The organism is Amycolatopsis sp. PSD-21, assembly GCF_055561455.1.
The window spans coordinates 3,236,606-3,262,323 of the sequence record NZ_CM145712.1 but is presented as its reverse complement, the minus strand read 5'-3'; the positions used below and the strand labels follow the sequence as shown (position 1 = coordinate 3,262,323).

Sequence of the window (25,718 nt, the reverse complement as noted above, 5' to 3'; positions counted from 1 at the left end):
TCCTGGAGAACTCAGCCCTGGTGGGGGTAACGGACGCTGGTGGGCGGAACGAAGGTCTCCTTGACCGAGCGCGGGCTCGTCCAGCGGAGCAGGTTGAACACCGAACCGGCCTTGTCGTTGGTGCCGGACGCGCGGGCACCGCCGAAGGGCTGCTGGCCGACGACCGCGCCGGTCGGCTTGTCGTTGACGTAGAAGTTGCCGGCGGCGAAGCGCAGCGCCTCGGACGCCTTCGCGACGGCCGTGCGGTCGTTCGCGATGACCGCGCCGGTGAGCGCGTAGTCGGCGGTCTCGTCGACCAGCTTCAGGACGTCGTCGAAGCCCGCGTCGGTGCTGTCGTCGTAGACGTGCAGCGCGAGGATCGGGCCGAAGTACTCGGTGCGGAAGATCTCGTGCTCCGGGTTGTCCGAAACCAGGATCGTCGGGCGCACGAAGTAGCCGACGCTGTCGTCGGCGGTGCCGCCTGCGATGACCTCGATCTCGGGGTCCTCGGCCGCGCTCTTCAGCACAGCGGCGTGCTTGTCGAAGGCACGGCGGTCGATCACGGCGCCACCGAAGTTGTCCAGGTCGGTGACGTCGCCGTAGGTGATGGCCTCGGTCTCGGAGACCAGCTCGTCCTTCAGGCTCGCCCAGAGCGAACGCGGGACGTAGGCGCGGGACGCGGCCGAGCACTTCTGGCCCTGGTACTCGAAGGCGCCGCGGATCAGCGCGGTGCGCAGGACGTCGATGTCGGCGGAGGCGTGCGCGAGCACGAAGTCCTTGCCGCCGGTCTCGCCGACCAGGCGCGGGTACGTGCGGTAGCCGGAGATGTTGGCGCCGACGGTGGCCCACAGGTGCTGGAAGGTCGCGGTGGAACCGGTGAAGTGGATCCCGGCCAGGTCGCGGTGGGTCAGGGCGACCTCGGAGACGGCCTTGCCGTCACCCGGGAGCAGGTTGATGACGCCCGGCGGCATACCCGCCTCTTCGAGCAGCCGCATCAGCATGTGCGCGGCGTAGCTCTGAGTCGGCGACGGCTTCCACAGCACGACGTTGCCCATCAGCGCGGGCGCGGTCGGCAGGTTGCCGGAGATCGCGGTGAAGTTGAACGGGGTGATGGCGTACACGAAGCCCTCGAGCGGGCGGTGCTCCATGCGGTTCCAGATACCGGGCGAGCTGACCGGCTGCTCGGCGAGGATCTGACGGCCGAAGGCGACGTTGAAGCGCCAGAAGTCGATCAGCTCGCAGGCGGAGTCGATCTCGGCCTGGAAGGCGGTCTTCGACTGGCCGAGCATGGTGGCGGCGTTCAGCTTGGCGCGCCACGGGCCGGCCAGCAGGTCGGCGGCACGCAGGATGATCGCGGCGCGGTCGTCGAAGGACAGCGCGCGCCAGCCGGGGGCGGCGGCCTTGGCGGCGGCGATCGCGTCGTGGGTGTCCTGCGCGGTCGCGCTGTGGATGACGCCCAGCACGGCCTTGTGGTTGTGCGGCTGGACGACCTCGATCTTCTCGCCGCCGCCCTTGCGCTGCTCACCACCGATCGTCGCGGTGATGTCGATGGGGTCGGCGTTGCCCAGCAACTTGAGCGCGCCCTCGAGTTCAGCGCGCTCAGCGCTGCCCGGTGCGTAGTTCAGCACCGGCTCGTTCTTCGGGGCGGGGGTCTGGGTCACGGCGTCCACTGACTGCTCCTGACTGCACTTCGCCGGGTAGAGGTCTCATCCCGAACGGTAGACCTGACGGCCCGCTGAAGGATTGTCCGACTGGCTAGAATCAGGGTGACCACCTTGTCCGATCGGCTTAATCGGTGATCAAGACGACTACTCAGACGACCCCCGGAGCTTCCCTGCGGCATGTCCTCGCCACGCTCGGGGAACCGCTGGTCAGGGTGCTCGCGGCCCCGGGCGGGCTCGGTGTCGGCGTGGAGGACGTCGTCATCCACGATCCGGAGGATCCGCCCGACGCCCATCCGGGTGATCTCGTTCTGGTGATCGGGGCCCGTGGGCGGTCGGCCGCGGGCGCGATCCGCGCGGCGGCGAGGTCCGGCGCGGCCGCCGTCGCGGTGAAGAACGGCATGGCCGTCGTGAACGTCGCGACCGACGCGGGGGTCGCGCTGATCGAGGTCGGCCACGAGGCGCGCTGGGAGCAGGTCGAAGCGCTGGCCAGGGGCGTCGTCGACGCGGCCCGCGCCGGTGGCGAAGCGGATCACGGCGAGGTGCTGGGCGACCTGTTCTCGCTCGCGCAGACCATCGCGACGCTGACCGGCGGCCTGGTCAGCATCGAGGACACGGCGAGCCGCGTGCTGGCCTATTCGCGGGCGGGCGACGAGGTGGACGAGCTCCGCAGGCTCTCGATCCTCGGCCGCGAAGGCCCGGAACGCTACCTCGCGATGCTGCGCGAATGGGGCGTCTACCAGCGGCTTCGCGCCGGGGAGGGCATCGTCCGCATCGACGAGCGGCCCGATCTCGGCATCCGGCGGCGGATCGCGGCCGGGATCCACGCCGGATCGCAGCCGCTGGGCACGATCTGGGTGCAGGAGGGCGCGCATCCGCTCACCGAAAGCGCGGAGGTCGCCTTGCTCGGTGCCAGCCGCGCGCTCGCGCCGCAGCTGATCCGGCACCGGACGCTGCCCAGCCCGGAGCTCCGGCTGCGCGAGGATCTGCTGGCCGGGCTGCTCGACGGCCGCCTCGACGCCGAGTCCGTCGCCGACGACATCGGCGCGGACCCCGGGAAACCGGCCATGGTGCTGGCGTTCTCGCTCCCCCGTGACCGGGCCGCGACCGACCGGCAGCTCCGGCGCGCGGAGCTAGTGCACCTGATCACCGTGCACACGGCCGCGTACCGGCGGAGCGCGCTGGTGAGCGTGATCGGCGGCCGCGTCTACGCGCTGCTGCCCGACCTCCCCGAGCACGCCGAACCGCGGATCCTGGCGCTGGCCAAGGAAATCGCCGGTACCGCCCAACGGCATCTCGACGTCCGGGTGCGCGCGGCGCTGGGCGGTGTGGTCCCCAGCCTCTCCGACGCGGCGGCCTCGCGCGGCGACGCGGACCGCGTGCTGGCGACGATGGCGCGCGGACACGGGGCCGCGGACGTCGCCTCGCTGGCCGACGTCCGTGCCGAGGTCCTGCTCTCGGAGGTGCTCGCGTTCCTCGGCGAGCAGCCGAGGATCCGCGATCCACGGCTGACCGATCTGGTCGCCCACGACGCCGAACACGGCGGCATCCTGGTGCCCGCCGTGCTCGCGTACCTCGACGCTTTCGGTGACGTCCGGAAGGCGGCGCGCGAGCTGAACATCCACCCGAACACGGTCCGGTACCGGGTGCGCCGCGCCGGCGAGGTGTCCGGGATCGACCTGGACGACCCCGCGCAGCGCATCCTCACCCAGCTCTTGTTGCGCCTCTAGGGTTTCCCGCCCGCATTTAGTCCTCTGGATGCGGGCGGGGCAGGGTCAGGACACGGCCGCCAGGCTGCGAAGGCCAGCGACCTCGGCCAGCGCGCGATAGGAATCCAGCCGCTCCGACTGGTCGAAAGTACTGGTGGTCACCAGGATCTCGTCCGCGCCGGTCTTGGCGACGAGATCGGCCAGCCGGTCGCCCACCTCGTCCGGGGTGCCGGCGAGCTGGCCGTCGAGCGCCCGGTCCAGCCGTTCCCGGTCTCGGTCCGACAGCGGCCCGGCGAGGATCTCGTCCACCGGCGACAACGGCGGGAAGACCCCGTGCGTCCGCGAGTAGACGGTCGACCACGCTTCCGGAATCAGCAGCCGCCGGGCCCGTTCGGCCGTCTCGGCGACCGCGATCGCCGTCGACACCACGACATACGGCCGCGAAGCCTGCGTGGAAGGGCGGAATCCGGAGCGATATCCCTCGATGGCTTCGAGCATCGGCTCCACACCACGGATCGGCGCGATCACCAGCGGCAGCCCCAGTTCCGCGGCCAGGCGCGCCCCGGCACCGGTCGCCAGGAGGAACGCGGGCACGCGCAGGCCTTCCGCGGGAATGGCGTGCACACCCGGATAGGTCGTCTGGTCGCCCGCGAGGAAACCCAGCAGTTCACGAACCTGGTCGCCGAAGCGATCGGCGTCGTCCTTCTCGTGCCCGAGCGCCTGCCGGACCCCGCCGGTGAACCCGACCGACCGGCCCAGCCCCATGTCGATCCGGCCGGGGAAAAGGGATTCGAGCACGCCGAACTGTTCCGCGACCACGAGCGGCCGGTGGTTCGGCAGCATCACGCCGCCGGTGCCGACCCGGATCCGTTCGGTCGCCGAGGCGACGGCGGCCGCCAGCACCGTGGGCGCCGAACCGGCGACACCGGGCACGCTGTGATGTTCCGACACCCAGAACCGGTGATAGCCCAGCGCTTCGATGTCCCGCGCGAAGGCGACCGTGTCCCGCAGGGCGCGGGGCGCGTCGCCGCCGCGGCGGGTCGGGGACCGGTCCAGTACCGAAAGCGTGATCACCTCCGGGTCAACGCACCCGGGCCCGGCGGGCATTCCCCGCTCAGGGACGCCAGCGCTCGCTGTAGTCCGGGTGGTCGGCGTGCGGCAGGGCCAGCAGCCGCAGGGTCAGGCACCAGTTCGTCCCGGCCTCGTCGGCGGGCACATGGCAGGTCTCGCACCAGTACTCGTTGCCGTACAAGGGGAATCCGGGGACCTTCTCCGAGACCGTGGTGCGGTGCGCCTGCAGGAGCCGCCGGGTCGCCTCGATCTCGTTGATCATCTGATTGACCGTGTCGAGTTCGAGGTCGTTGAGCGAACGGATCTTCTTTTCGATGACGACCTTGGTCTCACCGCGGGTGAGCGATTCGTTGATCTCGGTTTTCTTGACCGCCTGCATGATCAACGCCTGGCGTTGCCCCACACGCGCGGCGAGAAAGGCGATCAGGTCGTCCACGGATACTCCTTCGTCCTCCCCCAGCCTAGTGTTCGGTGGGAAATGTCGCTGGCAGGAAGCCCGGCGTTACGGCCGGGTCCCGTGCGTCACACAGTCTCGTATCGATCCACCGCCCAGCTGTGACTGGTTTCTGGATCGACACGAAAGCGCAATCACTCCGCGAGCAAGAACGAAGGAAAGAACGACCGCCGGGACGAAATGGTCACCCAGAACGCATACGTCGTCACGAAATGCGTTTCCCTTCGTGGCGGGCCTCGCCGTCGCGCTCCCCTTGGGCGAAAGCGCCGGTGTGGTGGCGGCCCCCGGCCGGAGGCGCCCGCGGGCCCCGGCGACGGTGACCGTCACGGCTCAGGCTGCGCCCGCGCCGACAGTGACCATCACGGCGCCGCCGGTCACGTCGGGGCGCACGTCCGTCGCGTCCCTCGCGGACCGGTTCGCCGACGGGACCTACCCGCTCCCCAGGCCGGCGGCCGGCTGACCACGGGTGGCCGCCCTGTCCAGGTGGTCGTGAGTGGCGTTTCGGGTTCTAACCCGAAACGCCACTCACGACCACCCCTCGCTAAGTGTCGTCCCGCGCCTTGCTCGGCTGGACGCGTTTCGGCTCGCCGGGCATCTTCGGGTAGTCCGGCGGATACGGCATCTCGCCGAGACCGTGGTCGCGCTCGTCCCGCGCGTACCACTCCAGCAGCGTCTCGATGCCGAACGCCTGCTCGTCCATCGGCGCGTGGAGGTCGCCGCGCTCGGCGTAGAACGCGCCGACGGTGAGGACGTCGAAGTCGTCCGGGTCCACTTCGGTCAGCAGATCCCAGGTCAGTGGCGTCGACACCGTCGCCCGCGGGGTACCGCGGACCGACCAGGACGACGCCACCGTGCGGTCGCGGGCCGCCTGGTTGTAGTCGATGAAGACCCGGCCGCCGCGTTCTTCCTTCCACCACGCGATGGTCGCCTTGTCCGGGATCCGGCGCTCGACCTCGCGGCCCAGCGCGATCACCGCGTGCCGGACGTCGATGAAATCCCACTCGGGCCGGATGCGCACCAGGACGTGCACGCCGCGGCCGCCCGAGGTCTTCGGGTAACCGGTCAGCCCCGCCGAGTCGAGCACCTCGCGCACCACGCCCGCGACCTCGACCGCGTCGGCGAAGCCCGCCTCGTCCGGCGGGTCCACGTCGATACGGAGTTCGTCGGGGTGGTCGACGTCGGGCCGCCGCACCGGCCACGGGTGGAAGTCGAAGGTGCACAGGTTCGCCGCCCAGGCGAACACGGCGGGCTCGGTCGGGCAGACCTCCTCGGCCGTCCGGCCGGACGGGAAGGTGATCTTCGCGGTCTCCACCCACTCCGGCGCGCCTTTCGGCACACGCTTGGCGTAGAACCACTCGCCCTCGACGCCGTCGACGTACCGCTTCAGCGTCGTCGGCCGCTCCCCGATCGCACGCAGCAACGGCTCCCCGACGGCGACGTAGTGCTCCACGACCTGGCGCTTCGTGATCCCCCTGGCCGGGAAGTACACCTTGTCCGGGCTGGACACGCGGACCTTGCGCCCGCCCGCTTCGACCTCGATCGGCTCACCGTTCTTGGGCATGCGGACACCGTATCGCCGATCAGGGCCGGGGATCGGTCTGCAGAATTGCCATCGTGACGACGTCATGCCACTCGCCGTCCCACCACAGCGCCTGTCGCTGAAGCCCCTCGCGGACGAACCCGGCCTTCTCGTAGGCGCGCTGGGCCCGCGGGTTGTAGTCGAAGACCTCCAGCGAGACGCGATGCAGGCCGACGGCACCGAACGCGTAGTCCAGCAACAGCCCGGTCGCCTCGGTGCCATAGCCCTTGCCGAAGAACTCCGGCCCGTTCAGCGCGATGCGGAACGACGCGGAGCGGTTGTCGTTGTCGACGTCGGTGAGCGCGAGATCGCCGACGTGCGCGCGATCCTCCTTGCGCACGATCGCGTAGTCCGCGCGGTCGTCGAGGCCGGTCCGCCCGGCGAGCCAGGTCCGGATCTGCTCGGGGGTGAACCGGGTGTGCGTCCCGGTCAGCCGGATGGTTTCGGGCTCCTGCAGGGCCTTCCACGCGGTGTCGAAGTAGGTTTCGTCGAGCTGCGTGAGCACGACGTGCTCGCCGGTGAGTTCGGGCTGCGTCCGCAGCGCCTCGGTGTCGATCACAGCGGACACGGTACGGTTGAGGCGGTGTCCGGCCGAACCAAATTAATCCTCGCGCTCACCGTGCTCGCCCTCTTCGTGGCGGCCGCGGTCCTGCTGCCGATCCCGGGTCCGGCCGGGCTGCGGGCCTGGGCGGCCCAGACCGGCCCGGCCACTCCCCTGGTCTTCTTCCTGGCCTATTCGGTGCTCACCGTGGCGCCGATCCCCCGCACCGTGTTCAACCTGGCGGGCGGGCTGCTGCTCGGCGCGACGACGGGCATCGTCGTCGGCATCCTGGCGACCACGGTCGCGTCCGCGCTCTCGTTCACTCTTTCGAGGGCACTCGGCCGCGATCTGGTCACCCGGCACCTGCATCGGGCGAAGGTCCGCGCGGTCAACGAGCGGCTTTCGGACGGCGGTGTCCTGGCGATCACCTCCTTACGGCTGATCCCGATGGTGCCGTTCGCTCCGTTCAGTTACCTGTGCGGAGTGTCATCGGTCCGTTTCGCCCCGTATCTGATCGGGACCGCGCTGGGCAGCCTCCCGGGGACGGTGGCGGTCGTCGTCCTCGGCGACGCGCTGACCGGGGAAACACCGCCCGCCCTGCTGATCTGTTACGCCGTGTTCGCCGCGGTGGGGGCCATCGGACTGGTGAAGGTCTTCCGGCGCAAAGCCCTGCCGGTGCCCGATCCGAGCGAGGAAGAAGAAATGCCAGCCTCCGCACCGGCGAGCTGACGGGGAGCCGAAACCGCCGCCCGCTACACTCGATCGGGTGCGCGGGACCTGTCAGGCCGCGTAGCGCCACCATCACCCGGAGAATGTGTCAGGAGCAGTCGCCATCGACACCGGTCAGCTGATCGCTGGGCACTATCGCCTGGTCGAGCAAATTGGTAGCGGTGCCATGGGGGTGGTCTGGCGTGCCATCGATGTCCGCCTCGAGCGCTCGGTGGCGGTCAAGCAGATCCTCCCGCAGCCGGGTGTCTCCGAGGCCGAACGCGACAACATGCGGCAGCGCGCCATGCGCGAGGCGAAGAACGCGGCCCGTTTCCAGCACCCGAACGCGATCGTGGTGTTCGACATCGCCGAGCACGGCGGCGACCCGTGCCTGGTGATGGAGTACCTGAACGGCCCGAGCCTCTCGGCGATCATCGCCGAGGAAGGCACGCTGCCACTGGGGCGCGTCGCGAAGATCGGCGAGCAGGTCGCGTCGGCGCTGGTCGCCGCGCACCGCGCCGGGATCGTGCACCGCGACGTCAAGCCGGGCAACATCCTGATCGACGAATCCGGTACCGCGAAGATCACTGACTTCGGTATTTCCCGCGCCGCCGGCGACATGACGCTCACCCAGACCGGGCTGATCGGCGGCACCCCGGCGTACCTCGCGCCCGAGCTGGCGCGCGGCTCGGATCCGGTGCCCAGCTCCGACGTCTTCGCGCTCGGCGCGACGCTCTACCAGGCGATCGAGGGCCAGACCCCGTACGGGAACAGCTCGAACCAGCTGGCTCTGCTGTACGCCGCCGCGAACGGCCAGATCAACCCGCCGCAGCAGGCGGGCCCCGCGACGGCACTGCTGATGAGTCTCCTGCGCACCGAGCCGACCGAGCGCCCCAGCATGGCCGAGGCCAGGGAACGCCTCGCCGCGCTGGCGGCGAACGAATCCGCCGCGGGCACGGCGGCGTCGCCCCGGCTCTTCGGGGCGGGTGGCGGCAGACAGCCGGCCGTGCCCGACACCCCGGGACACGGCCTTCCCGGCGGAGACCGGCCACCGTGGCAGCGCACCGACAAACCGGCCCAGTCCGCCGCGGCGGCTCCGCCGCAGCCCACCAAGACCCACTCGCCGACGGCCGCCTTCATCCCGATGCGCTCGCCGTCCGCCCCGCCGAACACGCCGCCGCGTCCGGTCGCCGCGATGAGCCCGCCGCCGTCCGCGGCCGCCCCGATGCGGCCGTCCCCGGCCAAGCCGGCCGACGCCAAGCGCAAGGCCGTCCTGTTCGCGGGCGCCGGTGCCGCCGTCGTGGTGATCGCCGTGATCGTGTTCCTGGTGCTGAATTCGGGCAACGGCACCGACAACCAGGGTGGTAACAACGCCGGGGCGAACCCGCAGACCAGCTCCTCGGCGCCCAAGTCGAGTGCGCCGTCCTCGTCGCGACCCGCGCCGGCGGGCCTGGGGAAGACCCCCAGCGAAAAGATCACGAGCTACTCGAGCGTGGGTGGTTTCGTCCTCGACTTCTTCGACACGGGCAGGATCGGGACGTCCGCGAGCTGGAACATGCTCACCGACGCCGCGAAAGAGGTCTACGGTTCGGAGCAGGCTTTCGCCGAGTACTGGAGCACCCACAAGGTCACCAGCGCCGACACCGCCCGGGCGGACAAGGGCGGCGGCAACGCCGACGGCTCGATCGACATGAACATCACGCTCAACAAGGGACCACGCCCGGCGCTGCGCGTGGTCCAGGTCGGCGGGCAGTACTTCATCGACGCCGACACGCGAGTACTCGGCAACTGACGCAGCGTGGCGGTGGTGAGACCCGCCTCGCTGGTGGTAGGCCAATCGCCGCTCGTGGCTTACTGTTGCTCCATGGCCGATAGCGGACCTTTCGGACCTGGCCAGAATCCTCGCTTCCAGGAGGACCTGGTAGGCCTCGACCCGTACGATCCCGAAGCCCGTGCCTTCGCCGAGCATCTGGACCGCATCGAACGCTGCGGCCCGAACTTCACCGTGGAGGCCTGCCTCGACGGTGTCTCCGATTTCGCCGACTCCAGCAACCGCGTCGGCGGCCTGCGCTGGTGGGTTTCGGCACTCGTCGTGGTCCTCATCGTGCTCGGCGTGATGGTCACCGCATGGGACATCATCGGCCGGGCCATCGCGTGGCTCGCGGGGTAACGTGGAACCGGTGAAAGGCATGAAACCCGTTGTCGGAGCCACGCCGCGCGTGGTCAAGTCCGAGCAGGAATGGCGGGAGCAGCTCAGCCCCGACGAGTACGCCGTCCTTCGCCAGGCGGGCACCGAGCGTCCCTTCACCGGTGAGTACACCGATGAGAAGACCACCGGCGTCTACCAGTGCCGAGCCTGTGGTGCCGAACTGTTCCGCAGCGACACGAAGTTCGAAAGCCATTGCGGCTGGCCGTCGTTCTACGACCCGGCCGACAGCGACGCCGTCCTCCTCCGCGAGGACACCACCATGGGGATGCGCCGGATCGAGGTGCTGTGCAAGTCGTGCCACAGCCACCTCGGGCACGTCTTCGAAGGCGAGGGTTACGCCACGCCGACGGATCAGCGGTACTGCATCAACTCGATCTCGCTGAAGCTCGTTCCCGAGTCGTAACCGAAGGAAGCGAACCACCGCCCTCCTCGACGCGTTCACCTTGGACAGGACAGCGTCGGGGAGGGCGGTGTTTTCATGAACGAACCCTGGGGAATCACCGGACCGGCTTTCGCCTGGCTCTACGGAGTCTGTGCCGTGGTGCCGATCGCGTTCGCCGTGGTGCACGAACTGTGGCTGCGTCGTGACACCGGGGCCAGGACGGTGCCGGGCCTCCATCACCTGGCCGCGCTGGCGGGCGGCGTGGAGCGGGTCACCGACACCGTCGTCGCCGGTCTGCTGGAACGGAACCTCCTGCGGCCCGACAGCAGGGGAAACCTCCACCCGATCCGGCCGGTCCCGGCGGACCAGTTCGAGCGCGCGGTCGTCTCGTTGGTACCCGGCAACGGAATCGGCCTGCGCGAGCTGCGCTTCAGGATGACCCGGCACGACGTCGTCCGGGAACTGCGCGCCGATCTGGAGCGGCGGGGCCTGTTCGTTCACGAGCACCGCCGCCGGAGTGGCTGGCAGTACGCGATCGCCGCGTACGTGGCCGTCTTCGCGGTGGGGATCGCGAGGCTGGCGAACGCCGTACCGCTGAAGCGTCCGATCGGCGCCCTCGTCGTCCTGCTGATCGTCGTGGCGGGCGCGATCGCCCTGGCCGTGTGGCGGCAACTGCCGGAGCGCTCGGGCCGGGCGACGGCCGCGGGCGACCTGGCACTCCACTACGGCGACTGGGATCGCGACCTCGGCCGCACCACGGCCGGGCGGGTGGCCCTCCGCGGGTTGGGCGCCTTCCCCGACCAGGTCGTCGTGGGCGCGCTGAGCAAGACCGGCGTGTTCGCCCGCACGGCGAGCACCTGCGGCGCAGGTGCGTCGTACGCCGTCGGATCGTCCTGCGGTGGTGGATCATCCTCCTCCTGCGGTGGAGGTTCTTCCTGCGGTGGTGGCGGTGGCGGTGGCGGAGGTGGTTGCGGTGGCTGAACCCTGGGGGATCTCGGGCCCGGATTTCGTGTGGCTGTACGGCGGCCTCGTCGTTCTGCCCTTGCTCTTCGCGGGGCTGTGGACATGGTCGCTCCGGCACCGTGCCGCCGACGAAGGGACGCCGCCGGGCCCGTACCACCTCGCCGCGCTGGCCGGTGGCACCGAGCGGGTCGCCGACGTCGCGGTGGCCACCATGGTCGCCGGTGAGCGGATACGGCTGGACTGCGGAGGGCGGGTCACCGTCCTCCGGACCGCGTCGGGAGATCCGCTCACGCGCGCCGCCACCGAACTCGTTCCGCGAGCGGGAGCCGGTGGGCTCTACCGGTTGAAGAAGCTGCTGAGCCGGAGCGCCGCCGTTCAGGAAGTGCGCAACGAACTTCAGCTGAGCGGCCTGCAGGTGGACGAACGCCGCCGTCGCGCCGGGTGGCTGGCGGCCTTGATCCTCTACCTCCCCCTGCTCGCGCTCGGGGTGGCGAGGTTCGCCAACGCCATGCCGCTGGGTCGCCTGGCCGCGATACTGGCAGGTCTTCTCGTCGTAGTGGTCGCGGCCATCGCCGGGACCGTCCTTCTCCTGCGTCCGAGCCGCACCGTCCTGCCGACCGCGGCGGGACTGCGCGTCCTCGGCGCGGCCCGGCGGAATCCTGCTCTGCTCCCCGGAGTGGCGGGCGCGGTGGCGCTCGGCGGCCTGGCCGCGTATCCCGATCCGGTCATGGCGGACATGCTGGTCAGGGCGGGCGATGCCACCGCCAAGGGATCGGCGGGGTCGTCGAGCGGGGTAAGCAACTGCGCGAGCGGTTCTTCCTGCGGTGGAGGTGGTTGCGGTGGCTGACTTCCTGTGGCTCTACACGCCGGCGATCGCCCTCCCCGCCCTGGTCGCGGTGCTTCACGTCCGCTGGCTCCGGCGCGGCTTCCACGACGGCGGCAGGCTGCCGAGCGTGCGGCACGTGGCGGCCTTGGCGGGCGGTACCGCGCGGGTCACCGAAACGGTGGTCGCCTCGATGCTCGAACGCGAACAGGCCCGGCTCGGCCGGTCGGGCAGGCTCTACCGCACACCCCTGGTCCCGGTCGACCCGCTGGGACGGGAGCTCGCCGGTCACCTGTCGTCGTTCCCCGGCCACGAACTGCGGACGACGATGAGCCGCGGCCCGGCGATGCGGGCGCTGTGGGCCGAGCTGGGCGGCCGCGGCCTGGTCGTCGCGGAAGGGCGACGCCGGCTCACGTGGAGGATCACCGCCGTCGTCTATGCCGTCCTGCTGGTGGCCGGGACGGTCCGCTGGATCGTCACCGGCGGCACCGTGGTCCTGATCGTGCTTCTCGTCGTCGCGCTGGCCCTGCTGATCGTCAGCCTCCTGCTCGGCCGGACCGACTACGCGGGCAGGACGACCACCGCGGGCCGCGCGGTGCTGGCCGAGGCGGAGACGGATCGAAGCCTCGTCTCGGGGGCGGCGGGCGCGGTGGCCATCGGCGGCTTCGCCGCGTATCCCGATCGCGAGGTCGCCGCCATCCTGAGCCGCTACGGCGGGCGTCCGGGCAAGGACACCCGCACCTTCGCCTGGGGCGACGGGACCGACTACAGCGTCTCCGGAGGCAGCGGCGGCTTCTGACGCCCGGCGAATCACGGAACCACGACCGGACCGAAAAGCGTCCGACTACGGTAAGTGCACCTGCTCGCGAAAGGCCCGTGCGATGGAAGACACCTGGGGCATCCCCGGACCGACGTTCCTGGCGATCTATGGCGCCCTCATCGTGTTCCCGGTGGTCGTCGGTCTCGTGTGGACGATCGCGGTCAAGCTGGGCGCCAAGGCGCCCCGCGGCACCGTGAGCGGACCGGAGCCGACCGTGTACGAGCTCGCCTATCTCGCCGGCGGCCCGGACCGGGTGGTCGACACGGCCATCGCGGCCCTGGTCGACCGCGGGACCCTGCGGGTCAGCAGTTCGAAGCAGCTCCAGCTCACCGGCCCCGAGCCCGCCGACCCGATCGAAAAGGCCGTCGCCAAGGGCGCGCGGCCGGGGTACAACGCCACGACCCGCGGCATCCGCGACCGGTTGCGGATGTCGGGCCCGATGCAGGCGCTCGCCAAGGGGCTGGAGACGCGGGGGCTCGTCGTCGCGGACCGGACGCCGCGGATCCGGCAGGTCGTGTACTTCCTGTACCTCGCGGTACTCGTGCTCGGCGTCGTCCGCCTGATCGCCGGGATCGCCGGTGACCGTCCTGTCGGTTACCTCATCCCGCTGCTGATCTCGGCCGTGTTCGCGACGGTGATCTCCCGCGCGCTCAAGAACAAGCGGCCTGGCCCGCGGCCGACCAGCGAGGGCGGCCGGATCCTCCACCGGGCCAGGTCCGCCCACGGACGGGAACGCAAACGCGGTATCCCCAACGGGCCGGGGTACACCGGAGCGGCCGGTGTCGGGCTGCTGGGCGGCGCCGCCGCGGCGGTCGCGTTCGGCGGCCTCGCCTCCTACCCGGACGACGAACTGAGCGCGGCCCTGATCCCGCCTCCGGTCTCCGGTGGTTTCGGTGGTGGTTCGTCCGGTGGCGGTTCCTCGTGCAGTAGCGGCGGAAGCTCGTGCAGCAGCGGAAGCAGCGGCGGCGGCGGTTGTGGTGGAGGCGGCTGTGGCGGCTGACGGGCCGGGCACGCTCGGGATCGGCATCGGCTGGCGGCACGAGCTGGACCTGTCGATCGCGCGGCTGCCCGGCGTCGACTGGGTCGAGGTCGTCGCCGAGAACCTGCACGCCGGGCATCTTCCCGAGACCTTGATCGCGCTGCGCGACAAGGGAATGCCGGTCCTGCCGCACGCGGTGTCGCTGTCGCTGGGCGGGGCGGAGCCGCTCGACACCGCGCGCGTCGAGCATCTCGCGGAGGTCACCCGCGAGCTCGGCGCGCCGATGGCCAGCGACCACGTGTGCTTCGTGCGCGCGGGCGGGCTCGACTCGGGGCATCTGATGCCGCTCCCCCGCACGCGGGAAGCGCTCGACGTCCTGGTGGACAACGTGAAACTGGCGCAGTCCATCGTGGAGGTCCCGTTCGCGCTGGAGAACATCGCGGCGGTGCTGGAATGGCCGGACGCGGAGTTCACCGAGTCGGAGTTCCTGCGGGAGCTCACCGACCGGACGGGCTGCCTGCTGATCATCGACGTCGCCAACCTGTACGCCAACGCCCGCAACCTCGGCACCGATCCCGAACGGTTCCTCGACGAGATCCCGTGGGAACGACTGGCGTACACGCATATGGCCGGCGGCGTCGAACGCGACGGCGTCTACCACGACACGCACGCCCATCCGGTGGTGCCGGAGGTGCTGGACCTGCTGCGCGAACTGCGGCGCCGCACCGAGCCGCCGGGTGTCCTGCTGGAACGCGACGACGACTACCCGTCCGACACCGAACTGGCGGCCGAGCTGGCCGCGTTGCGGGAAGCGGTCTCGCCGTGACGCCGCCCCGGGAGCGGCTCGCCGCCCAGCAGGCCGAGCTGCTCAAGGCGCTTCTCGCGGGAGGCGACGCCCCGGCGGGTTTCGACGCGGAGAGGCTCCGCATCGAGGCGAATGTCTTGCGGAACAAGCAAAGCAGGCTGGCCGCGTACCTCCGCCCCGATCTCGCCGAGGCCCTCGGCGACCGGTTCGCCGCACTGTTCCGCGAGTACGCGACGAACCGCCCGAAGACCGACGCGATCCGCGCACGGGCCTACGCGGACGCTTTCGGCGCGTGGCTGGTGGAGCGCGGCGAGGTCGCGAAGCCCCGGGGCCGGTTCGCGAGCTGGCTACGCCGCATTTAGGCCGTGTCTCTCAAACGCACCTCGGTCTGAGAGACACGTCTTTAGGCGGCTGAATGCGGGCCGGTCACCAGACCGGGCGGTCGCTTCCCGCCACGTGCGTCGCTTCCGTCCACTGTGGATTCGAGCCCGGCAGGGTGCCCGCCATCTTGACCCGCGTGACCCGGCCGAGCTGGCCGTCGACGTCTTCGAGCCATTCGCCGCCATCGAAACCGGAGGGCCCGGCTTCCTTGCGCCCCAAGGAGTTCAGCCACTCCCCGGTCCCGGCGAGCGAGGTCCGGACGTGCTGGCTGCCGCCTTCGGTGACCGCCCGGCGGACGGCGGTCATGATCGCCGCCGCGGTGAGCCAGCCGGTCGCGTGGTCGAGCGCCTGCACCGGGAGCGGTCCCGGGCCGTCGAGCCCGGCGGCCTTGCCGCCCTCGTCGGCGATCCCCGACGTCATCTGCACCAGGCTGTCGAACCCGCGCCTGCGCGCCCACGGCCCTTCCCAGCCGTAGGCGGACAGGTCCGCGACCACGATGCCCGGCCGGAGCTCGGCGATCGTTTCCGGCGAGAAACCCTTGGCCACCAACGACCCCGGCCGGAAACCCTGCAGGACGACGTCCGCGCGGGCGATCAGCTTGCGCAGCCGCGAGCGCCCGGCTTCGGTCTCCAGGTCGACGTACGCCGAGAGCTTGCCCATCCCGGTGTCGACGGCCAGCGGCGGCACGGTCGGCAGCTGGGCCGACCCGATGTGCATGACGGTCGCCCCGTGCGCGGCGAGCACGCGGCCCGCCACCGGTCCGGCGATGACGTGGGTCAGGTCCAGGATCCGCACCCCGCCCAGCGGCCGGTCGGACTCGAACAACCGCACGGGTTCCGACGTCCCGAGCGGCCGGATCTCGGCGACCGGCAACGCCGACGACGCCTGTCCTTGCTTGTGCGCCAGCCACTCCTCGCGCGAGCGCAGCACGGCGGCGGCACCGCCGGCGCCGACGACCGCCGACTCGACCTCGTACTTCGACTTGGCCGCGACGACCTTCTCGAACGCAGCCCGGGTCGCGGGCACGCCCAGACCCCAGCACACCGCGGAGACGTGACGCGGGTAGTTGCAGTGCAGCCGCACCCAGCCGTCGTTCGCGCGGTAGTCGCCGGACAGCGGCGCGCTGAACGGCACCGGCTCGCCGTCGACCCGGATGTACTGCTCGCTGTGGAACGACGCGGCGGCGTGCCGGGTGTCGACCGAGACCTTGCCCGGATCGATCCCCCGGAGCCGCAACAGTTCCCCGGCGGCCAGCGTCGCCGCGGCGATACTCGTCGTCGCCGCCTCCTCGACCCGGAAGGTCCCGGGCAGCACCGACTCGGGGCCGGTGATCTCGACGGCGTCTTCGGCGAGGGTGTCGCCGGTGAGCGTGGTCCAGACGCGGGTGTCCACGGAGGTCTTCACTAGGGCAGGAGCGCGATCAGCTCGGCCGGTTCGACCTTCGTCCCGGTGTAGAACGGGATCTCCTCGCGCACGTGGAGCCGGGCCTCGGTGCCGCGCAGATGACGCATCAGGTCGACGATGCGGTGCAGCTCGTCGGCCTCGAAGGCCAGGATCCACTCGTAATCGCCCAGCGCGAACGACGCGACGGTGTTGGCGCGGACGTCCGGGTAGTCGCGGGCCTCCTTGCCGTGGTCGGCGAGCATCTTGCGGCGCTCGTCGTCCGGCAGCAGGTACCACTCGTAGGAACGCACGAACGGGTAGACGCAGATGAACTTGCGGGCCTCTTCACCGGCGAGGAACGCCGGGATGTGGCTCTTGTTGAACTCCGCCGGGCGGTGCAGCGCGACCTGGCTCCACACCGGCGCCGACGCGCGGCCGAGCGGGGTGTGCCGGAAGCCGCTGTACGCCGCCTGGACCTGCTCGATCTCCTCGGCGTGCCACCAGATCATGTAGTCGGCGTCGGCTCGCAGCCCGGAGAGGTCGTAGACACCGCGGACGACGACGCCCTTGGCCTCCAGCGCGTCGAGGTATTCGGTGGTCTCCGCGGTCGCCTTCTCGCGGTCCTCGCCGAGCTTGCCCTGCTCGGCCCGGAAGACCGACCAGGCGGTGTAGCGGATGGTGTCATTGAGCTCGTTGTAGTTCAGCCGCGCCATACCGCCATCTTGGCACTGCCGGTGCTCAGGAGCCCTCGTGGGTCGGTGTGATCCCGGCGATGCGGCGGGCGGCGGCGTCGGCGGTGGCGATGCACGCCGGGAGCCCGACGCCGTGCAGCGTCGCACCCGCCACGGCGAGACCCGGGACGGCGGCGACGGCACGTTCGATCCGCTCGACACGGATGAGGTGCCCGATGCCGTACTGCGGGAGCCCGCCGCCCCAGCGGGTCACCAGGGTGTCGATCGGCTCGGCGGTGATCCCGGTCAGCCGGGCCAGGTCGTCGCGGACCACGCGGACGAGTTCGTCGTCGTCGGCGTGCAGCGCCCCCGGTTCTCCGAAGCGGCCGACCGAGCCTCGCACCAGCACCGGGCCTTCGCCGTACTGCGCCCACTTGCGGGAGGAGAAGGTGAACGCCTTGGCGGCGAACGGCTTCCCGGCCGCGTCCCGCTCCCCCGCGCCGATCAGCACGCCGGACGACTCCGGCAACGCGGTCCCCGGCGGAAGCGCGAGCGCGACAACCGCCATCGACGCGAGTTCGATCTTGGCGAACACCGTCGAGGCCACTTCCGCCACACCATCGAGCAGCCGTCGCGCCGATGGCGCCGGGACGGCGAGGAGAACGGAGTCGGCGTCGAGGTCGCCGACCTTCCAGCCGGTGGGTGTGCGCTCGAGCGCCGTCACCGTGGTCCCGGTCCGGATCTCGGCGCGGGACAGCTCCGCGAGCCGGGCGATCAGCGTCCCGAGGCCGCCCAGCAGGGTGCCGAAGACCGGCGCCGTACTCGGCGAGGCGGGGATGAGCGAGGCGGCGCCTTCGGTGAGCGAAGTCGCTCCGCGATCGATCGCGGACGCGAGACCGGGCATGGTCGCGCGCAGCCCGAGCCCGTCCGCTCCCCCGGCGTAGACCCCGCCGAGCAGCGGGTCGACGAGCCGGTCCACGAGTTCGTCGCCGAACCGCTCGCGCAGCAGCTCGCCGAGCGGCACGTCCCCCGCGGGCAGTTTCAGCGGAGACAGCGAAGCCTCGGCCTCGACCAGGGCGCGCCCCTTCTCCGACAGCACTCCCGCGACCGCGTCGGCCGAGGCGGGAACGCCCATGACCGTGCCCGGCGGCAGGCCGAGCACGGAACCACCGGCGTGGATCTTGGCGCGGGCCTTGGTGGGGTGGACGAGGCTTTCGCCGAGCCCGACCTCGCGGACCAGGGCGACCGCCTCGGGACGACGGGCGAGGAAGGCCTCCGCGCCGACGTCGTAGCGCTGTCCGGCGAGTTCGACCGTGCGGAGCTTCCCGCCGAGCGAGTCCGTCGCCTCGAAGACTACGATCCTGGCGTCCTCACCGAGCAGCGTCCGCAGCCGGTACGCCGCGGTCAGTCCCGAGATGCCGCCACCGACGACGGCGATCGTGCTCACGGCTGGAGCTCGTGCACCAGCCCGACCACGCGCGTCAGAACGTCCGGGTCGACGCCCGGCAGCACGCCGTGGCCGAGGTTGAAGATGTGGCCGTCGGCCGCACGGCCCTCGGCGTGGATGCGCCGGACCTCGGCCTCGATGACCGGCCAGGACGCGTGCAGCAGCGCCGGGTCGAGGTTGCCCTGGACGACACCGCCGCCGAGCCGCCGGACGGCTTCGTCGAGCGGGATGCGCCAGTCGACGCCGACCACGTCGGCGCCCGCGTCGCGCATGGCCACCAGCAGCTCGCCGGTGCCGACGCCGAAGTGGATCCGGGGCACGCCGTAGCGCGCGACCGCGGACAGGACCTTCGCCGAATGCGGCAGGACGAACTCGCGGTAGTCCCGCTCCGAGAGCGCGCCCGCCCACGAGTCGAACAGCTGGATCGCGTCGGCCCCGGCGTCGAGCTGCGCGGACAGGAAGGTGATCGCCATATCGGCGAGACGCCCGGCCAGGTCGTGCCACAGCTCGGGCTCGGAGTGCATGAGCGCCTTGGTGTGCTCGTGGTTGCGGCTCGGCCCGCCCTCGATGAGGTACGAGGCCAGGGTGAACGGCGCGCCCGCGAAGCCGATCAGCGGCGTCTCGCCCAGCGACCCGACCAGCAGCCGGACCCCTTCGGCGACCCGTTCCACCTGCTCCGGCTCCAGCACCGGCAGGGCGCGCACGCCCGCGGCGTCGCGGATCGGCTCGGCGACGACCGGGCCGGTGCCCGCGACGATGTCGATGTCGAGACCCGCCGCCTTGAGCGGGACGACGATGTCACTGAAGAGGATGGCCGCGTCGACGCCGTGACGGCGGATCGGCTGGAGCGTGATCTCGGCGAGCATCTCGGGGTCGAAGCAGGCCTCGAACATCGAGGTGCCCTCGCGCAGCGCCCGGTACTCGGGCAGCGACCGGCCCGCCTGGCGCATGAACCACACGGGGGTGTGAGCCGGGCGTTCGCCGCGCGCGGCGGCCAGGAACGGCGCACTGGGCAGGGCGCGACGGGCCGCCGGAACGGTCTGCGCGGGAGAAGCAACTGAAGGAGACATCACGGTTCATGGTGCCATGTGCGCTCGGAGGCCTTACTCTCGGCGCGCCTGCGCCCCGAACCGGACGATCGCGTCTTACAGTCGGTTGGTGACCGCGATGACGTCAGTACCCGATCTCTTCCGTGAAGCCGTCGCGGCGTTGCAATCGGTCCGGCCCCGTCCGGAGGTGCGGCTGGAGACGATGCGCCCGCCGCAGCGCCTCGCCCCGTGGTCCTACGCGGTGAGCTGCGAGGTCGAAGGGCCGGCGGACGTGCTGGCGTCGGGACGGCTCGTGCTGCTGCACGACCCCGACGGCCAGGAGGGCTGGGACGGGGTCCTGCGGCTGGTCATGTACGTCCGCGCGGAACTCGACCGGGAACTGGCGACCGATCCCTTCCTCCCCGCCGTGGGCTGGTCGTGGCTGACCGACGCGCTGGAGAGCTCCGGCGCGGAGTGGACGGCGCTGGGCGGCACGGTCACCGAGACGTCTTCGGCCCGCTTCGGCGACATCTCCGGGCCCGCGCGCACCGACGATCTGGAACTCCGGGCGTCCTGGACGCCGACGGACGCCGCGCTGCGGCCGCACGGACAGGCGTTCTGCCAGGTGATGGCGAGTGTCGTGGGGCTGCCGCCGGTCGGTGTGACGCTGTTCGAGCAGCGCCAGTCGTCCTGAGCCCAGGGTCTCGGATACCACCTCGAGCCTCAGTAGCACCACCGGTCACACGAGAGCGCGTGAAGGCCCCCTTCCCTCGGTTCAGCCGAGGAAACTCGACCTTCACACCTTCCGCAGTACATGAAGGCCCCCTTCCTTGCGCCTAGGTACAGGAAGGGGGCCTTCATGTACTTCGCTCGAGCGCCTCACGTGCAGCGCGCGCCAGGCCTCCTGAGCCGCTTCGACCCCGTGAGAGCGTCGGCCACGGTCCCGACACGCCGGATTCCCATCAATCGAGACATAGCATTCGGGTTATATTGCGATCGGCGGCCATCTAGCGTCGCTAGGAAAGCTAGCGGTACTAAAGGTCCCTTGCTCTCCCCGCCAGATCCGTGAAGGCCTCCTTCCCTACCCTCAAGGTAGGCAAGGAGGCCTTCACGGATAGCCGCAACGCTCGCGAAGCGGCCGAAGGAGGCTTCGCTTGAGCCATTCGCGAGCCCCTCAGTGCGTCCGTAAGCCTTTGAAGGTCCCTTCGCGGCCATCTGGACTAGACCAGCTCCCACCTGCGCGGAGCCGGTCGCTCAGAGGTCTGGACCACCCCGTTCGTGCTAACCCCGCCGTCACCGTCAGCAACAAGATCGAATCCGCCCGCGAGCACCCCGAGACGCTTCCGGAGCGTCACCGTCATTGTCACCGAGCGGAGCGATCATGACGCTCCGCGAAGTTGATCAAGCCCCATGCCGGAGCCGCTTTCCGGCTCCCGCCGCACCGCCCGCCGAGGCTCCCGGGCAGCGGCACCGGCAGGTGCACGCCCCATCTGCACAGTCGGTCGCGCCCCGGTAACTCAAGTCCATCGCGTTCTTTCGGCGATGTGTTAGCCACCGGCTGTGTACTAGCCCGATCGTGTTACTACGAACTCCCTGAGTGACCACTGGTTTGAGATAGATACCCATTCGATCCCCCCGCGAAGGCCTCAGGGCGGCTACAGTGCCATCGACGACACCACTTTCGGTCTAAAGCTGGCGCGGCTAAACGGCCGAAAGTCCCGGTGCCGGTCGGGGGGCACGACCGACTCCAGGGAGGTAGTGACGTGGCTACCGTCGGCATTTCTCAGGCCGTCCGATCCACGCCAGCCGGTTCATTGCCGGCGAGCATGGTTCCGCACCCGCGGGAAGAGCTTTTTTCCGTGTTGGTGGTCGATGACCACCCGCTGTTGAGGGAGGCAATCTCAGCAAGACTCGCACAGATGGGTGCGGGCACCGTCCACGAGGCCGCCACGGTGGCCGAGGCGAGGGCGCGAGCACAGGCCACCGGGCCTTGTGACCTGGCGATCCTCGATCTCGGACTGCCGGATGGCAGCGGCATCGAGCTGGTTACGGAACTCCGTAGCCACGGCTGGCCTCGAGTAGTGGTGCTCGCTTCATCAGACGACCCGTACGCGGTCAGGTCGGCGTTCCAGGCCGGCGCCCAGGCATACCTGCTCAAGTCGGCTTCGCCGGTCGTAGTGACCGACGGCGTCCGCAGGGTGCTCGAGGGCGGCGTCTACGCGGACCCGAGCGTCGCACCGGTCCTGGCCACCGGCACCCGGGTCGCGGGCACCGACAACACCCCGCGCGAGCTTTCGGCGCGCGAGGTCGAGGTGCTGCAGCTCGTGGCCGACGGCCAGAGCAACAAGGAGATCGGCGAGGAACTCAGCCTCTCCGCTCTCACGGTGAAGTCTCACCTCTCCCGCATCGGGCGCAAGCTCGGCACGGGTGACCGGGCTCAGATGGTGGCGCTGGCCATGCGTGCCGGCGTGATCCGCTGACAAAGGCGAACAGCCCTGCGGGGCGGGCGGACCAGGCGCGGCCCGCTCGTCCCGTAGGGTCTTCACCTATGGAAGGCGACCGACCCGGAGAACCGCAGACGGACCCGAAGACCGGCACCGACGACACCGGTGGACCGGTCCTGCTGCGCGAGCCCGCCGAGGGCACTCCACCGGTGATCGCCGACGCGACCGCCCTCGCCGAAGCCTGCGCGAAGATCGCGGGCGGCAGCGGGGCCATCGCCGTGGACACCGAACGCGCGTCCGGCTACCGATACTGGCCGAAGGCCTATCTCGTGCAGCTGCGCCGCGAAGGTGCCGGCTCCTTCCTCATCGACCCCATTCCGCTCGAAGGGCAGCTCGAACCCCTCGCGGAAGTGCTCAACGACGCCGAATGGGTGCTGCACGCGGCCTCTCAGGACCTGCCGTGCCTCGCCGAACTCGATCTGCGTCCGAAGAGCCTCTTCGACACCGAACTCGCCGGACGGCTCGCCGGGTACGAACGGGTCGCCCTCGGCACCCTCGTCGAGCTGCTTCTCGGCTACCAGCTGGAGAAGGGCCACAGCGCCGTCGACTGGTCGAAGCGCCCGCTTCCCGTCGACTGGCTGAACTACGCCGCCCTCGACGTCGAGCTGCTCATCGAGCTGCGCGAGAAACTCGAAGCAGACCTGGCCGCCCAGGGCAAGCTCGAATGGGCCCAGCAGGAGTTCGAGGCCGTCCGCACCGCGCCGCCGCCCGCACCGCGGGCCGAGCCGTGGCGCCGGACGTCCGGCGTGCACAAGATCCGCAGCGCCCGTGGCCTCGCCGCGGTGCGTGAACTGTGGCAGGCGCGCGACGAGCTCGCCCGCAAACGCGACCGCGCGCCGAGCCGGATCCTGCCCGACAGCGCGATCATCAACGCCGTCACCGCGGACCCGAAGACCGTCGAGCAGCTGCAGGCGCTGCCGGTGTTCAGCGGCCGGGTCCAGCGCAAGTACACCGCGAGCTGGCTGCGGCATCTGCAGGCCGCCCGCGCGCTCCCCGCCGACGAACTGCCGACCCCCGCGCAGCAGACCGACGGACCGCCGCCGGTGAACCGGTGGTCGGACAAGGATCCCGACGCCGCCGCCCGGCTTTCGGCCGCCCGCGCGGCGCTGTCCGCGATCGCGGAGGACCGGCGGCTGCCGGTGGAGAACCTGCTGCTGCCGGAGCTGGTGCGCCGCACCTGCTGGCGTCCCCCCGCGGATCTGAGCGAGGACTCGGTCGCCCAGGTCCTGCGCGACGGTGGCGCCCGGCCTTGGCAGGTCGAGCTGACGGTGGCCGTGCTGAGCAAGGCACTGCACGCCACCGCCGCCTGACCTGGCTTTCAGCCCTCCAGTAGCGCCCGCGCCGCCCCGTGCAGCGCGGCGTCCGGTTCCCCGAGACCAACAAGCCTCAGCACGCAGTCGGCCCCTTCGACGGCGTGCGCCTCGACGTCCAGGTCCGGCTGGTCCCGCCGGACGATCGCGATGCTCTCGACGAGCCCGAACACGAGGTCGGTCCGGATGCCGCGAAGGTCTGCGGGGACCCGGGCCGCCGCGACGAGCGAGCCGTAGACGCGTTTGAGCTCCGCCCGCTCGGCCCGGAATCGCGCCAGCCGCGGCGACGAGATCTCCGGCAGCAGGTACAGGGCGCCGAGGTTGTGCCGCGCGCTGCCGAGCAGGTTGATGTCCGCGTAGGCCAGCGCCCACAGCCGTGTGCCGACCGGCGCGAGCTTGGCCGACAGCCCGCCCGCGACGTCCAGTGACGGCCGGACGGTGTCCTCCAGCAGCGCCGCGAGAATGTCCTCTTTGGACGGAAAGTGGTAGTAGAGCGACGCCTGGCGCAGCCCGGCGCGTTCGGCGATGGCCCGGGTGGTCGTCGCCGCGTACCCGGCACCGGTGAACAGCTCCCCCGCCGCGTCCAAGACGGCGAGCCGCGCCTCCTGTTTGCTCGCGGCGGCGCCGCTGGCTCTCGGCCTGCCCACCCCGGTCGTTTTCGTCATCTATCCGATCCTGCCATTTCTCCGCGAAGATCTTTGTTACGTCCGGCGGTCGGCCAAGGTTACCGAATCCGGTATCTGTTAACACCGCGCTTACCCGGCGGAGATCGGAAGGATCCCGCACGCGCTTAATTTCGGTCAGCCGATCGAAATCCGGCCCTTGAGACAGGAGCCTCCGCAATGCCCTCCGAGGACCTTTCCGCCTTCGGGTACCGCCAAGAACTTCGCCGTACACTGGGCGGTTTCTCCGCCTTCGCCGCCGGTTTCTCCTTCGTTTCCATCCTTACGACGGTGTTCCAGCTGTTCGCCTTCGGCTATTCCTTCGGCGACACGCTCTTCTTCTGGACATGGCCGCTGGTGATCGCCGGGCAATTGCTCGTCGCGCTCAACTTCGCCGAACTCGCCGCCCGATTTCCGCTGGCCGGATCGGTTTACCAGTGGGCGAAACACCTCTCCCCCGGATTCGCGGGGTGGCTCGCCGGCTGGATGATGCTGGTGGGCTGCGTCGTGGCCCTCGCCGGCGCCGCGATCGCGCTGCAGGTCGTCCTCCCGTCGGTCTGGAGCGGATTCCAGCTCGTCGGCGGGGATCCGGCCATCACCTCCCCGACCGGCGCCAGCAACGCGGTCCTGCTCGGCACCCTGCTGATCGTCCTCACCACCGCGATCAACGCGGGCGGCGTGCGGCTCATGGCGCGGATCAACGACATCGGGGTCGGGGCCGAACTCGTCGGGGTCCTGGTGCTGATCATCGGTCTCGCGCTGTTCGCCGTCCGCGGCCCGCAGGTCGTGCTCCAGCCCGCCGGTGAAAGCCCGGGAGCCGGTGGCGTTCTCGCTTCGGCGCTGATGGCGGCCTACGTTCTGTACGGCTTCGACACCGCCGCCTCCGTCGCCGAAGAGACCAAGGACGCGCGCCGCATCGCCCCGCGTGCCGTGCTTCGCGCACTGCTGATCTCGGGGGTCGGCGGCCTCGCCGTCGTCATCACCGCGCTGATGGCGGCACCGAGCCTGACCGACGGGCAACTCGCCGGGAAGGGCCTGCCGTACGTGATCACGGCCGTCTTCGGCGACACCCTCGGCCGGGTCTTCCTCGCCGACGTCGCGATCGCGGTCGTCGTCTGCACCCTGACCATCCAGACCGGCACCGTCCGCCTGATCTACTCGATGGCCCGCGACGGCGCGCTCCCTGGCGCCAAACGCCTTTCCGCGGTCAACGCCCGCACCGGTACGCCGATCGCGCCAGCGGTCCTTTCCGGGCTGCTCGCCATCGGGCTTCTGCTGCTGAATCTGGGGAATCCGACCATCTTCAGCACCATCACCGGCACCTCGGTGGTCGTGGTCTACCTCGCCTATCTCCTGGTGACCGGACCGCTGCTGATCCGGCGCCGTCAAGGCCGGTTCAGCGCCGAACCCGGCCATTTCTCCCTGGGACGATGGGCTATTCCGGTCAACATCGCGGCAGTAGGGTACGGCGCGATGATGATCGTCAACATCGCTTGGCCACGAGCCGAGATCTACGACCTGGCGGGCACCGGTTCCGTCTGGGTCCGGTTGTTCCCGATCGAGTTCGTCGGCGCCGCGCTGCTCACCGGCTACCTCTGCTGGCGCCGCCGCTCCGCGCTCACCACGGTTCCCGTCCCCGCGACCTGAAG

At 70.7% G+C, this 25,718-nt stretch carries 25 protein-coding genes; 15 read left to right on the top strand and 10 right to left on the bottom strand.

Annotated features, from left to right (window positions below; translation table 11 throughout):
* Positions 1-11: 11 nt before the first annotated feature.
* Complete coding sequence (gene pruA / locus ACZ1DY_RS15805) at positions 12-1,649, bottom strand: L-glutamate gamma-semialdehyde dehydrogenase (protein WP_465484795.1); 1,638 nt, start codon at positions 1,647-1,649, stop codon at positions 12-14.
* Between the two features lie 128 nt (positions 1,650-1,777).
* On the opposite strand from pruA, the gene ACZ1DY_RS15800 reads away from it, so the two are divergent.
* Positions 1,778-3,370, top strand: a complete 1,593-nt coding sequence (locus ACZ1DY_RS15800) for a PucR family transcriptional regulator (RefSeq protein WP_465485668.1) — start codon at positions 1,778-1,780, stop codon at positions 3,368-3,370.
* A gap of 45 nt (positions 3,371-3,415) precedes the next feature.
* On the opposite strand, the gene ACZ1DY_RS15795 is transcribed toward ACZ1DY_RS15800, so the two are convergent.
* From ACZ1DY_RS15795 to ACZ1DY_RS15780, 4 genes are all read right to left on the bottom strand, one after another.
* Complete coding sequence (locus tag ACZ1DY_RS15795; protein ID WP_465484794.1) at positions 3,416-4,456, bottom strand: LLM class flavin-dependent oxidoreductase; 1,041 nt, start codon at positions 4,454-4,456, stop codon at positions 3,416-3,418.
* A 7-nt stretch (positions 4,457-4,463) separates the two neighbouring features.
* The gene (locus ACZ1DY_RS15790) at positions 4,464-4,856 is read right to left on the bottom strand and encodes a DUF6221 family protein (RefSeq protein WP_034318123.1); all 393 of its coding nucleotides are present in this window, start codon (positions 4,854-4,856) and stop codon (positions 4,464-4,466) included.
* A gap of 559 nt (positions 4,857-5,415) precedes the next feature.
* Positions 5,416-6,435 (bottom strand): DNA polymerase domain-containing protein, encoded by a 1,020-nt coding sequence (locus ACZ1DY_RS15785; RefSeq protein ID WP_465484793.1) that lies wholly within the window; start codon positions 6,433-6,435, stop codon positions 5,416-5,418.
* Positions 6,436-6,454: 19 nt separating this feature from the next.
* Positions 6,455-7,012: a GNAT family N-acetyltransferase gene (locus ACZ1DY_RS15780; protein WP_465484792.1), complete on the bottom strand. Its 558-nt coding sequence runs from the start codon at positions 7,010-7,012 to the stop codon at positions 6,455-6,457.
* 24 nt (positions 7,013-7,036) lie between these two features.
* Here ACZ1DY_RS15780 and ACZ1DY_RS15775 point away from each other — a divergent pair, with 24 nt between their 5' ends.
* The 10 genes from ACZ1DY_RS15775 to ACZ1DY_RS15730 all read left to right on the top strand — a co-directional run bounded on the left by ACZ1DY_RS15775 (position 7,037) and on the right by ACZ1DY_RS15730 (position 15,045).
* Positions 7,037-7,723 carry a TVP38/TMEM64 family protein gene (locus tag ACZ1DY_RS15775; RefSeq protein WP_465484791.1) on the top strand — a complete coding sequence of 229 codons (687 nt, stop codon included), beginning with the start codon at positions 7,037-7,039 and terminating at the stop codon, positions 7,721-7,723.
* Between the two features lie 166 nt (positions 7,724-7,889).
* Positions 7,890-9,494 (top strand): serine/threonine-protein kinase, encoded by a 1,605-nt coding sequence (locus ACZ1DY_RS15770; protein ID WP_465485667.1) that lies wholly within the window; start codon positions 7,890-7,892, stop codon positions 9,492-9,494.
* A gap of 72 nt (positions 9,495-9,566) precedes the next feature.
* Entirely contained in the window at positions 9,567-9,872 is a 306-nt protein-coding gene (locus ACZ1DY_RS15765; RefSeq protein ID WP_126731594.1) for a hypothetical protein, read from the top strand.
* Between the two features lie 19 nt (positions 9,873-9,891).
* Entirely contained in the window at positions 9,892-10,314 is a 423-nt protein-coding gene (msrB, locus tag ACZ1DY_RS15760) for a peptide-methionine (R)-S-oxide reductase MsrB (RefSeq protein WP_037304420.1), read from the top strand.
* A gap of 75 nt (positions 10,315-10,389) precedes the next feature.
* A complete protein-coding gene (locus ACZ1DY_RS15755) occupies positions 10,390-11,274 on the top strand; it encodes a TIGR04222 domain-containing membrane protein (protein WP_465484790.1) in 885 nt (294 codons plus the stop codon).
* Complete coding sequence (locus ACZ1DY_RS15750; protein ID WP_465484789.1) at positions 11,267-12,103, top strand: TIGR04222 domain-containing membrane protein; 837 nt, start codon at positions 11,267-11,269, stop codon at positions 12,101-12,103. The genes ACZ1DY_RS15755 and ACZ1DY_RS15750 overlap by 8 nt, the downstream gene beginning before the upstream one ends.
* Complete coding sequence (locus ACZ1DY_RS15745; RefSeq protein ID WP_465484788.1) at positions 12,096-12,878, top strand: TIGR04222 domain-containing membrane protein; 783 nt, start codon at positions 12,096-12,098, stop codon at positions 12,876-12,878. Before ACZ1DY_RS15750 ends, ACZ1DY_RS15745 begins: the two co-directional genes overlap by 8 nt.
* Positions 12,879-12,960: 82 nt before the next feature.
* Positions 12,961-13,899: a TIGR04222 domain-containing membrane protein gene (locus ACZ1DY_RS15740; RefSeq protein ID WP_465484787.1), complete on the top strand. Its 939-nt coding sequence runs from the start codon at positions 12,961-12,963 to the stop codon at positions 13,897-13,899.
* Complete coding sequence (locus tag ACZ1DY_RS15735; protein WP_465484786.1) at positions 13,889-14,704, top strand: MbnB/TglH/ChrH family RiPP precursor modification enzyme; 816 nt, start codon at positions 13,889-13,891, stop codon at positions 14,702-14,704. Before ACZ1DY_RS15740 ends, ACZ1DY_RS15735 begins: the two co-directional genes overlap by 11 nt.
* Entirely contained in the window at positions 14,701-15,045 is a 345-nt protein-coding gene (locus ACZ1DY_RS15730) for an SCO6045 C-terminal-like domain-containing protein (RefSeq protein WP_465484785.1), read from the top strand. Before ACZ1DY_RS15735 ends, ACZ1DY_RS15730 begins: the two co-directional genes overlap by 4 nt.
* Positions 15,046-15,109: 64 nt before the next feature.
* Here ACZ1DY_RS15730 and ACZ1DY_RS15725 read toward each other — a convergent pair whose 3' ends face one another.
* From ACZ1DY_RS15725 to hemE, 4 genes are read right to left on the bottom strand one after another with little or no spacing between them, the layout of a single operon-like run.
* The gene (locus tag ACZ1DY_RS15725) at positions 15,110-16,456 is read right to left on the bottom strand and encodes a CoA transferase (RefSeq protein WP_257487817.1); all 1,347 of its coding nucleotides are present in this window, start codon (positions 16,454-16,456) and stop codon (positions 15,110-15,112) included.
* Between the two features lie 11 nt (positions 16,457-16,467).
* Entirely contained in the window at positions 16,468-17,160 is a 693-nt protein-coding gene (gene hemQ / locus ACZ1DY_RS15720) for a hydrogen peroxide-dependent heme synthase (RefSeq protein ID WP_192745353.1), read from the bottom strand.
* 25 nt (positions 17,161-17,185) lie between these two features.
* Positions 17,186-18,565, bottom strand: coding sequence for a protoporphyrinogen oxidase (hemG, locus tag ACZ1DY_RS15715; protein ID WP_257487818.1), 1,380 nt, complete (start codon positions 18,563-18,565; stop codon positions 17,186-17,188).
* Positions 18,562-19,635 (bottom strand): uroporphyrinogen decarboxylase, encoded by a 1,074-nt coding sequence (hemE, locus tag ACZ1DY_RS15710; RefSeq protein WP_465484784.1) that lies wholly within the window; start codon positions 19,633-19,635, stop codon positions 18,562-18,564. Before hemE ends, hemG begins: the two co-directional genes overlap by 4 nt.
* Before the next feature lie 88 nt (positions 19,636-19,723).
* Between hemE and ACZ1DY_RS15705 the strand changes: the two genes are divergently transcribed.
* From ACZ1DY_RS15705 to ACZ1DY_RS15695, 3 genes are all read left to right on the top strand, one after another.
* Positions 19,724-20,287 (top strand): DUF3000 domain-containing protein, encoded by a 564-nt coding sequence (locus ACZ1DY_RS15705; protein WP_185927011.1) that lies wholly within the window; start codon positions 19,724-19,726, stop codon positions 20,285-20,287.
* A 1,069-nt stretch (positions 20,288-21,356) separates the two neighbouring features.
* Positions 21,357-22,073, top strand: a complete 717-nt coding sequence (locus ACZ1DY_RS15700; protein WP_034318331.1) for a response regulator transcription factor — start codon at positions 21,357-21,359, stop codon at positions 22,071-22,073.
* Positions 22,074-22,141: 68 nt separating this feature from the next.
* Positions 22,142-23,407, top strand: a complete 1,266-nt coding sequence (locus tag ACZ1DY_RS15695; RefSeq protein ID WP_465484783.1) for an HRDC domain-containing protein — start codon at positions 22,142-22,144, stop codon at positions 23,405-23,407.
* A gap of 8 nt (positions 23,408-23,415) precedes the next feature.
* Here the strand turns inward: ACZ1DY_RS15695 and ACZ1DY_RS15690 are convergent, their stop codons facing one another.
* On the bottom strand, positions 23,416-24,072 hold the full coding sequence (locus ACZ1DY_RS15690; RefSeq protein ID WP_465484782.1) for a TetR/AcrR family transcriptional regulator: 657 nt from the start codon (positions 24,070-24,072) through the stop codon (positions 23,416-23,418).
* A 177-nt stretch (positions 24,073-24,249) separates the two neighbouring features.
* On the opposite strand from ACZ1DY_RS15690, the gene ACZ1DY_RS15685 reads away from it, so the two are divergent.
* Positions 24,250-25,716: an amino acid permease gene (locus ACZ1DY_RS15685; RefSeq protein WP_465484781.1), complete on the top strand. Its 1,467-nt coding sequence runs from the start codon at positions 24,250-24,252 to the stop codon at positions 25,714-25,716.
* The last annotated feature ends 2 nt before the right edge of the window (positions 25,717-25,718 follow it).

Excerpts from the sequence above, each read along its gene's own strand:
- hemE (WP_465484784.1), bottom strand. The coding sequence starts at position 19,635 with ATGTCTCCTTCAGTTGCTTCTCCCGCGCAGACCGTTCCGGCGGCCCGT.
- ACZ1DY_RS15770 (WP_465485667.1), top strand. The coding sequence starts at position 7,890 with ATGGGGGTGGTCTGGCGTGCCATCGATGTCCGCCTCGAGCGCTCGGTG.
- ACZ1DY_RS15685 (WP_465484781.1), top strand. The coding sequence starts at position 24,250 with ATGCCCTCCGAGGACCTTTCCGCCTTCGGGTACCGCCAAGAACTTCGC.
- ACZ1DY_RS15765 (WP_126731594.1), top strand. The coding sequence starts at position 9,567 with ATGGCCGATAGCGGACCTTTCGGACCTGGCCAGAATCCTCGCTTCCAG.
- hemQ (WP_192745353.1), bottom strand. The coding sequence starts at position 17,160 with ATGGCGCGGCTGAACTACAACGAGCTCAATGACACCATCCGCTACACC.
- ACZ1DY_RS15755 (WP_465484790.1), top strand. The coding sequence starts at position 10,390 with ATGAACGAACCCTGGGGAATCACCGGACCGGCTTTCGCCTGGCTCTAC.
- ACZ1DY_RS15690 (WP_465484782.1), bottom strand. The coding sequence starts at position 24,072 with ATGACGAAAACGACCGGGGTGGGCAGGCCGAGAGCCAGCGGCGCCGCC.
- ACZ1DY_RS15795 (WP_465484794.1), bottom strand. The coding sequence starts at position 4,456 with ATGCCCGCCGGGCCCGGGTGCGTTGACCCGGAGGTGATCACGCTTTCG.
- ACZ1DY_RS15695 (WP_465484783.1), top strand. The coding sequence starts at position 22,142 with ATGGAAGGCGACCGACCCGGAGAACCGCAGACGGACCCGAAGACCGGC.
- msrB (WP_037304420.1), top strand. The coding sequence starts at position 9,892 with ATGAAACCCGTTGTCGGAGCCACGCCGCGCGTGGTCAAGTCCGAGCAG.
- ACZ1DY_RS15740 (WP_465484787.1), top strand. The coding sequence starts at position 12,961 with ATGGAAGACACCTGGGGCATCCCCGGACCGACGTTCCTGGCGATCTAT.
- ACZ1DY_RS15785 (WP_465484793.1), bottom strand. The coding sequence starts at position 6,435 with ATGCCCAAGAACGGTGAGCCGATCGAGGTCGAAGCGGGCGGGCGCAAG.